Annotated in this window: 3 protein-coding genes; 2 read left to right on the top strand and 1 reads right to left on the bottom strand. The window is 25.9% G+C overall.

The features are described from left to right. Positions 1-193: 193 nt before the first annotated feature. Positions 194-778, bottom strand: a complete 585-nt coding sequence (locus tag EIC27_RS06700) for a COQ9 family protein (protein ID WP_126045275.1) — start codon at positions 776-778, stop codon at positions 194-196. A gap of 43 nt (positions 779-821) precedes the next feature. Here EIC27_RS06700 and map point away from each other — a divergent pair, with 43 nt between their 5' ends. Together map and EIC27_RS06690 are read left to right on the top strand one after the other, a co-directional pair. After that, positions 822-1,616 (top strand): type I methionyl aminopeptidase, encoded by a 795-nt coding sequence (gene map / locus EIC27_RS06695; RefSeq protein WP_126045274.1) that lies wholly within the window; start codon positions 822-824, stop codon positions 1,614-1,616. A 1-nt stretch (position 1,617) separates the two neighbouring features. Continuing rightward, on the top strand, positions 1,618-2,166 hold a 549-nt coding region (locus EIC27_RS06690; protein ID WP_153183782.1), incomplete at its 3' end, for a DNA polymerase III subunit delta.

The raw sequence follows: 2,166 nt of genomic DNA, 5'->3' as shown, positions 1-2,166 counted from the left end.
AAAATTCATATTTACTTACATTACTTTTTTTATATTCTTCTACTAGCTCTTTCCATTTTTCATTACTTATTCTTTTTTTCTTTTTTTCTAATAGCATCATTAGCCTCTATTTTTTTAGGCTTTTGTTCTACCACTTATTTTTATTCTTGCCTAGATGCCCTTATTTTAGCGCTTACTATACTACTGGCTAATTTTATTTATTAGCTAATTTTATTCCAATTTTAACAATTAAATTTAATTCTCTTTGTAAGAAATCATGAGTACTTTGATAATTTAATGATTCATCTTGAAGCCAATAAACAATTGTAGACCAATAAACACCTGTAAGTAATCCCCTTTTAGTGTAGTAATTAAAATCTGTTGATTTATCACCCCCTGCAATTCGCCAAATCAAGTTCATGCTCTTCCAAGTATAAGGATATAATTTAAAATGATTCCATGGCATTGAATAAAATGAAATAATCTTAGGTATAATAATTCTGTGTATATCTAAAATTTCAAGTCTAATCTTAATAGATTCGTAAATTTTAGCAGTGATACTCTTGATATTTACTAATTCTTTATTTATTCTTCTCAGCATTATCTCATCTATATAATCTCTAAAAAATTCAAGAACTTCAATTCTACCATTTGGAAATAATAAATTTGAATATTCTTTTTGTATATTTATGTTTTTACAAGCTTTTGAAATTATATTGCCATCAAATTTTTCATAAGGTAATATTTCAAGAACAGAAAATAATATTTTCTTCTTAAGATCTTCAATGTTTTCTGTCATAAATATTTATCCTTAATTAAATAAGTTTTAATATATAATAATAATGAAAAATAATCCAAGTATAATAATTCATAATGAAGAAGATTTTGTTTCTATGAGAAATGCTGGCAAATTAGCGGCATCTATACTTGATTTCATCACAGAATTTGTTAAACCAGGAATTACTACAGATGAATTGAATACTCTTTGTCATAATAAGATAATAGAAAATAATGCTATCCCTGCTCCCTTAAACTATAAGGGATTTCCAAAATCAATATGCACATCTGTAAACCATGTAGTATGCCATGGCATACCTAGTGAAAAAAAATTAAATGAAGGAGATATAGTTAACATTGATGTAACTGTTATTTTAGATGGATGGCATGGTGACACCAGTAGGATGTATTATGTTGGAAAAAAAATTCCCATTAAAGCTAAACGTCTTGTTGAAGTAACTTATGAAGCTATGATGAGAGCAATAGAAATTGTTAAGCCTGGAGTCCCGCTTTTTGAAATAGGCAGAGTAATTGAAGGCTATATAAAAAATTTTAACTATTCTTCTGTTAGAGAATATTGCGGCCATGGTATTGGTCGAGATTTTCATACTTCCCCTAGTGTTTTACACTATTATGATAAGAGAAATGATATTGAATTAAAGAAAGGTATGTTTTTCACTATTGAACCAATGATAAATACTGGAATATGGAAAACTAAATTACTCAATGATGGATGGACAGTAGTAACAAAAGATAATTCTCTTTCAGCACAATTTGAACATACCATAGGGGTCACTGATAGTGGACATGAAATTTTTACTCAATCACCTAAAAACTTAGATAATCCTCCATATAGTTAAAATGAATATAAATTTTAGACAAATTGATTATCAATTAAAAAATCATAACTTGGGTTTAAATTTTTTTCTTATTGGAGATGATTTTGGGCAAATATTTTATACAACACATAAATTAACAAATAAATATTTTCTTAACGAAGAAAAAAATATAGAAAAAATTGAATTCTCTGATTTACAAAAAGAGCCTTCGTTATTAGCAAATAAACTTCAATCTCAACAATTATTTTCTCTAAAAAAAGCTATTATTATACAAAATGTTGGAGATATAATCAAAAATGATATTTTAGAAATACTAAAAAGTAATACAAGCAGCTACTTAATAATTTTTCAAGCAGAAAATCTGAAAAAAACATCCAAAACATATAAATGTTTGGAATCTATTAAGAATTATTGTTTTATAAATTGCTATAAACTAGATTTAAATGGAACTCAAATCTTTATCGAAGATTTTTTTAAAAAAAAGAACATAAATTTTAATTCTGAAATGACATTTATGATAGCTAACTCTCTTCCTGATAACATATTATTAATAAAGAATGAACTAGAGAAA

This window comes from Candidatus Aquarickettsia rohweri, assembly GCF_003953955.1.
Lineage (GTDB): Bacteria > Pseudomonadota > Alphaproteobacteria > Rickettsiales > Midichloriaceae > Aquirickettsia > Aquirickettsia rohweri.
Note: the sequence above shows the minus strand (reverse complement) of the source record. Positions and strands in the feature narration are given on the sequence as shown.

Coding starts and splice junctions, on each gene's coding strand:
- EIC27_RS06700 (WP_126045275.1), bottom strand. CDS start 778: ATGACAGAAAACATTGAAGATCTTAAGAAGAAAATATTATTTTCTGTT.
- map (WP_126045274.1), top strand. CDS start 822: ATGAAAAATAATCCAAGTATAATAATTCATAATGAAGAAGATTTTGTT.